Below are 6,106 nucleotides of genomic sequence, written 5' to 3' on the forward strand. Positions count from 1 at the left end.
AGAAATCGATCCCGAAGGAGTTCGTGCACCGATGGCCATTCATGTATGGGACCACCGGCGGGAGTACGAGAACGAGCGCGAGGACATCCTCGACGCGGTCGACACCGTATTCCGCTCGGATCAGCTCATTCTCGGCGAGAGCGTGCGGAGCTTCGAGCAGGAGTTCGCCGCCTACAACGGCGCGGCTCACTGCGTCGGGGTCGACAACGGCACCAACGCGGTCAAGCTCGGCCTGCAGGCGCTCGGTGTCGGTCCCGGCGACGAGGTCATCACCGTGTCCAACACCGCGGCGCCGACCGTGCTCGCGATCGACGGGGTGGGCGCCACCCCCGTGTTCGTCGACGTGCATCCCGACACCTACCTGATGGACACCGGCAAGGTGGCCGCCGCCATCACCGACCGGACCAAGTGCCTGGTCCCGGTACACCTGTACGGCCAGTGCGTGGATCTCGCCCCGCTCCAGCAGCTGGCGGCGCAGCACGGCCTGAAGCTCCTGGAGGACTGCGCCCAGGCGCACGGGGCGCACGCGAACAACGGCCGCCTGGCCGGGGCGACGGGTGACGCGGGGGCGTTCTCCTTCTACCCCACCAAGGTCCTCGGCGCGTACGGCGACGCGGGCGCCGTGATCACCTCAGACGACGAGGCCGAGGAGAGACTGCGCCGGCTGCGCCGCTACGGCATGGAGGAGCTCTACTACGTGGTGAGCACGCCGGGCCACAACTCGCGGCTCGACGAGGTGCACGCCGAGATCCTGCGCCGCAAGCTCCGCAGGCTGGACGAGTACATCGCCGGCCGCCGTGAGCTCGCACGGCGTTACGCGGAGGGACTTGAGGACACCGAGCTGATCCTTCCGCGGCTCGCCCCGGGCAACGACCACGTGTACTACGTCTACGTCGTGCGCCACCCCGAGCGGGACGAGATCCTCAAGGCGCTCCGGGAGTTCGACTTCCACTTCAACATCAGCTATCCGTGGCCGGTGCACACCATGACCGGATTCGCCCACCTCGGCTGGGGTACCGGTGACCTCCCGGTGACCGAGGCCGCGGCGAAGGAGATCTTCTCCCTTCCGATGTACCCGTCGCTGCCCGTGGACATCCAGGACAAGGTCATCACCGCCCTCCGCAAGATCCTCGCCCGCGGCTGACGGCTCGCGGCCCCGACGCGCCGATCCCGCATGAATGGGTCTCCATCGCCCTCATGCCGGGATCGGCGCGTCGTGCTGTCCGGCGACCGCCTCGTGCTGTCCGGGACGCCGAAGCGCTCGACGAGCGTGTCCTCCCATGAATCTCATCTACGCGAACCCCAACAGATGGGTTTCATGTCCGCGAACGCGAACACGCCCGGCTGACGGCGGCGTGTGCCGCCGGCAGCCGGGCGTGTTCCACGGCCCTAGGCCGGGTACCGCTCGGTGGATCGAGGCTCAGGCCTTGACGCCGACGAAGAGTCCCGGCCGGTCGCGGCCGGTTTCGAGGAACTCGACGCTGGTGGCGCCCGCCTCGGTGAAGGCCGTCTCGTACTCCTGCCGCGTGAACAACGACAGCATGTGGAGGTCGGTGAAGTGCCGGATACTGGATTGGGGATCGGCCACCAGATACTGCGCCGTCATGCGGTGGACCCGGCCCTCCACCACCGTGTGAGAGAGCCGGGCGATGGTCTGCCCGTCGACCGTGACGACGTCACCCATGACGCGCCCGGACAGCGCGTTCTCCGGGAAGTACCAGGGCTCGACGATGATGACCCCACCCGGGTTGAGATGCCGGCCGAAGCAGCGCAGCGCCGCGTTCAGCTGCTCGGCGTCGTCCAGGTAGCCGATCGCGCTGAACAGGCAGGTGACCGCGTCGAACTTCCGGTCGAGACGGAAGTCCTTCATGTCGCCCTGGTGCAGCGGCACCCCCGGCAGCCTCTTCTGGGCGACCCGGAGCATGTCCTCGGCCAGGTCGACGCCCTCGACATGCTCGAAAGCGTCGGCGAAGCTGCGGAGGTTCCTCCCGGTGCCACAGGCCACGTCGAGCAGCGCCGAGGCGGAGGGGTTGCGCTCCCGGACGTACGTGACCAGCTTCTGGGAATCGGCCTCGTACGCCCTGTCGCGCCCCTGGTAGAGGGCGTCGTAGATCTCGGCGTTGTGGTAGATCGGCGACAGGTCTTCCATGGTCAGTCCACCCGGACTTCGGGCACGTACAGGATCCACTGGCCGCCGGCCTCGCGGAACCGCTCCTCCTTCGCCATGATCTCCTCGGCGTGGTTCCAGGCGAAGAGCAGCGCGTAGTCCGGATACGACGCGGTGAAGGCGTCCGTCGACCTGACCGGGATGTGCACCCCGGGTGACAGCCGGTCCTGCTTGGCCGGGGTCGTGTCGCACACGTAGGAGACCAGGTCGGGGCCGATGCCGCAGAAGTTGGTGACGGTCGCGCTCTTGGCCGTCGCCCCGTAGCCGACGACGGTCTTGCCGTCCGCCCGCAGGGAACGCAGCAGGCTGACCAGGTCGTCGCGGATGCGGTTCACCGACGACGCGAAGCCCTGGAGCACCTCGGGCTTCTCCAGGCCCTGGGCGTTCTCCTCGGCGAGCATCTGGGCCACCGCCGGGGTCGGCTGCCGGGCGCCGGCACGCGCGAGCGTGTAACGGACCTCCCCGCCGTGCACCGGCTTCCGCTCCACGTCCACCAGCTCGAACCCGAACCGCTCGGCCATCGCCTGCACGGAGCGGACCGAGAACAGGTAGAAGTGCTCGTCGTAGATCTGGTCGAAGGACGTCTTCTTCACGATGTCCCCCAGATAGGGGTCCTCGAAGACGAAGATGCCGGTGGGGGTGAGCAGCGCGTCCACACCGCGGAGGAGCGAGTCCAGGTACGGAATATGGCAGATGGTGTTGGCCGAGAAGATCGCGTCGGCCGGCCCGTCGGACTCGCGGACGGCGGCGGCGGTCGACTCCTCGAAGAAGTCGGTACGTACGCGCACACCCCGCTCCCGGGCGACGTTCGCCACGCCCACGGAGGGCTCGAATCCCAGGTGGCGGATCCCGGACTCGGCGATCGTCCGCAGCAGGACCCCGTCGTTACAGCCGATCTCGACGAAGAACGGGTCCTCGCTGGTGAGCTCGGTCTCGATGAAGTTCAGCGCGGTCCGGGTGAAGTGCTCCCGCATCACCGAAGAGCCGGACGAGTGGTACGGGTAGTCCTCGTGGAACATCCGCTCGCGCGGAACCTCCTCCATCAACTGGACCATCGTGCAGTCCACGCAGTGTCCGACGGCGAGCCTGTAGAAGAACTCACCGTCGACGTCGTCCGGGCGCGGGAAAGCGTCGGAGAGCGGCTGGCGTCCGAGATCCAGGAACTCCTCGACCACACCGCCGCAGATTCGGCATTCGGTCACCGGTGCCTCCACCTTTCTTCACCGGCCGCTGTCGGCCGCTCGTGAAACGGATGTCGTCGGGCCCACGGCCCAGCATGTCGCCGCGCGGGCGAGGGCGCATCTCCCAGCGTGCGCCGGGAACCGCACTCCGCGGCGACCGCCGTGCAAAGACCTCTTTTCGGACAAAGCGTGTCGAAAAAGGCATGGGGGATCGCCCGTGTGCGCCGCCAGGTGGCCAGCCTCCCAGCCTGACAGGGCGCGGCGGTTTGACGACCCCACCCCTACCCCTATTCGGGTTGAAAGCCGATTCTCCACACGGAATCATTCATAGAGTTGAATCCCTGATTGATGACTCCGTCATCGCGGGAACATGAGCACGGCATTCTCTGTCAGCGACGAGCGGCAGGCCAAGACAGCCGCGAAGGAGTTCCCTTATGCATGTAAATGTCTCCCCTGTCACGATTTCAAGCCTTCGTGACACCATCAGCGGTAGGGTGATCGAGCCGGATGACGAGGGGTACGACCAGGCGCGGGCCGTCTACTACGGCGGATTCGACCGCCGGCCGGCGGCCATCGTGCGGGCGGCCGACGCCGCCGACGTCGCGCGCGTCATCACGTTCGCCCGCGAGAGCGGGATAGAACTGGCCGTCCGGGGCGGCGGCCACAGCAACGCCGGCCACAGTGTCTCCGAGGGCGGCATCGTGCTCGACCTCAGAGACCTGAACGCGCTGGAGATCGATGTCGAGGGCCGGACCGCGTGGGCCCAGGGCGGGCTGACCGCGGGCGGGTACACCACCGCGGTGGGTGAGCACGGGCTGGCCACCGGTTTCGGGGACACCGGCTCCGTCGGGATCGGCGGGATCACGACCGGAGGCGGCGTCGGGTTCCTCGTCCGCAAGCATGGCCTCGCCATCGACAACCTGCTGGCCGCCGAGGTCGTGACCGCGGATGGCGAGCTGCTCCACGTGGACGAGGAGACCCATCCTGACCTGTTCTGGGCGATCCGCGGCGGCGGCGGCAACTTCGGTGTCGTCACCCGTCTGCGTTTCCGGCTGCACCCGGTCGAGTCGATCGTGGGCGGGATGCTGATGCTGCCGGCGACGTCCGAGATCATCGCCTCGTTCATCGCCGCGGCGGAGGCCGCGCCGGAGGAGCTCTCGACGATCGCCAACGTCATGCCCGCGCCCCCGATGCCGTTCCTGCCCGAGGAGCAGCACGGTCAGCTGATCCTCATCGCCCTCATGGCCTACGCCGGCGACACCGAGGCCGGTAACGAGGCCATCGCGCCGTTCCGCGCGCTGGCCACGCCTCTCGCCGACATGATCCAGACCATGCCCTACTCGGGGATGTTCCCGCCGGAGGAGGAAGCCGAGGAAGCGACCGCGGTGGCGCGGACGATGTTCATCGACGGGGTCGACGGCGATGTGGCCGACACGATCGTGGAGTATCTGGAGTCCTCCGACGCGTCCATGCGCGCCGTACAGCTCCGGGTGCTCGGCGGGGAGATGGCCCGCGTGCCGGTCGACGCCACCGCGTTCGCGCACCGCAACAGCAAGATCATGGTGAACGTCGCGGCGTTCTACGAGGGCGCCGAGGAGCGGGCCGTTCGCGAGGCCTGGGTGATCGAGTTCTCGGAGGCCCTTCGCCAGAGTGACTCCGGGGCGTACGTCAACTTCCTGCAGGATGAGAGCGCGGACCGGGTCCGGGCCGCGTACCCGGGCGCGACCTGGGACCGGCTCAGGGCGATCAAGGCCGAGTACGACCCGACCAACCTGTTCCGGCTCAACCAGAACATCCCCCCGGCGACCGCCTGATCTCACGCGTCGCGTCAGCGGAGGTTCCTCTGTGATCGAGGAACCTCCGCTGAACCATTTCAGGACCTCGACGCCAAGGCCTCGAACCGACTCCCGAGGACCTTCCAGTCGACCACCGTCCGGCCCCCGGCCTCCCGGTCCGAGCCCATGGCTCCCGGTGCGTATGCTCGTAAGCAACATGCCTGACCAGTCGAAATACCGCGATCACCGTTGAGCTGTGGCGCATGCCCAGGTCGAGGTGATCGTTCGCCCCGGCGGCTTCGCCGAGCCGGCGACTCGCGGATGCCATGCCGGCCGAGGCCCGCCGAAATCCTCGGCGCGAAATCTCCGGGGCGTGTCGATCCGACCTGGTCCCATTCGTCGTCATGGTGTACGGCGACCCGCCGCGCGAGGACGGAACAGATCACAAAGGAGTCGGACCATGAAATACATGTTGCTGATCTACAGCGCCGCGACGAACGACGCGGCCGGCGAGGGCAGCTTCGAGGACTGGATGAGCTACGACAAGGCGGTCAAGGAGTCGGGGATCTGGGTCGCGGGGGACTCGCTGGCCGACCTGACCACCGCCACGACCGTCCAGGTCGGCCCGGCAGGTGAGCGGACCGTCACCGACGGGCCGTTCGCCGAGACCCGCGAGGTCCTCGGCGGCTACTACGTCATCGACGTGCCCGACCTCGACGTCGCGCTCGACTGGGCCGCCCGCTGCCCCGGCGCGCGTGGCGGAGGGGCGGTCGTGGTGCGGCCGGTGGCCGAGTTCGAGATCTGACCCGGTGACTCCTCCGCTCCCTGAAGGGGAGCGGCTTCTCGCTAAGCCGCTTGCGCGGCCAGGCGAAGGGCAAGCCCTGCCCTGAGGATGTTGACAGCCGCGTTCACGTCGGCGTGCGCGGTATGCCCGCACGCCGTACAGGCGAACTCGGCTTGGGTGAGGCGGTTGTCCGCGGCGC

The 6,106-nt window shown here is 68.2% G+C and carries 6 protein-coding genes; 3 read left to right on the forward strand and 3 right to left on the reverse strand.

Annotation, left to right across the window (positions count from 1 at the left end):
- The first annotated feature begins 31 nt into the window (after nucleotides 1-31).
- Nucleotides 32-1,144, forward strand: a complete 1,113-nt coding sequence (locus ACGFIV_RS33025) for a DegT/DnrJ/EryC1/StrS family aminotransferase (protein ID WP_358560858.1) — start codon at nucleotides 32-34, stop codon at nucleotides 1,142-1,144.
- A 276-nt stretch (nucleotides 1,145-1,420) separates the two neighbouring features.
- Here ACGFIV_RS33025 and ACGFIV_RS33030 read toward each other — a convergent pair whose 3' ends face one another.
- Nucleotides 1,421-2,149, reverse strand: a complete 729-nt coding sequence (locus tag ACGFIV_RS33030; RefSeq protein ID WP_358560855.1) for a class I SAM-dependent methyltransferase — start codon at nucleotides 2,147-2,149, stop codon at nucleotides 1,421-1,423.
- 2 nt (nucleotides 2,150-2,151) lie between these two features.
- A complete protein-coding gene (locus ACGFIV_RS33035) occupies nucleotides 2,152-3,369 on the reverse strand; it encodes a methyltransferase domain-containing protein (RefSeq protein ID WP_392838887.1) in 1,218 nt (405 codons plus the stop codon).
- Between the two features lie 473 nt (nucleotides 3,370-3,842).
- Between ACGFIV_RS33035 and ACGFIV_RS33040 the strand changes: the two genes are divergently transcribed.
- The gene (locus ACGFIV_RS33040; RefSeq protein WP_358561886.1) at nucleotides 3,843-5,162 is read left to right on the forward strand and encodes an FAD-binding oxidoreductase; all 1,320 of its coding nucleotides are present in this window, start codon (nucleotides 3,843-3,845) and stop codon (nucleotides 5,160-5,162) included.
- A 421-nt stretch (nucleotides 5,163-5,583) separates the two neighbouring features.
- Nucleotides 5,584-5,928, forward strand: coding sequence for a YciI family protein (locus ACGFIV_RS33045; protein WP_358561885.1), 345 nt, complete (start codon nucleotides 5,584-5,586; stop codon nucleotides 5,926-5,928).
- 41 nt (nucleotides 5,929-5,969) lie between these two features.
- On the opposite strand, the gene ACGFIV_RS33050 is transcribed toward ACGFIV_RS33045, so the two are convergent.
- Nucleotides 5,970-6,106, reverse strand: a 137-nt coding sequence (locus tag ACGFIV_RS33050; RefSeq protein ID WP_392838890.1) for a zinc ribbon domain-containing protein, incomplete at its 5' end; no start/stop codon positions are given.

Source organism: Sphaerisporangium sp. NPDC049003 (assembly GCF_043197795.1).
In the GTDB taxonomy this organism is placed as follows: Bacteria; Actinomycetota; Actinomycetes; order Streptosporangiales; family Streptosporangiaceae; genus Sphaerisporangium.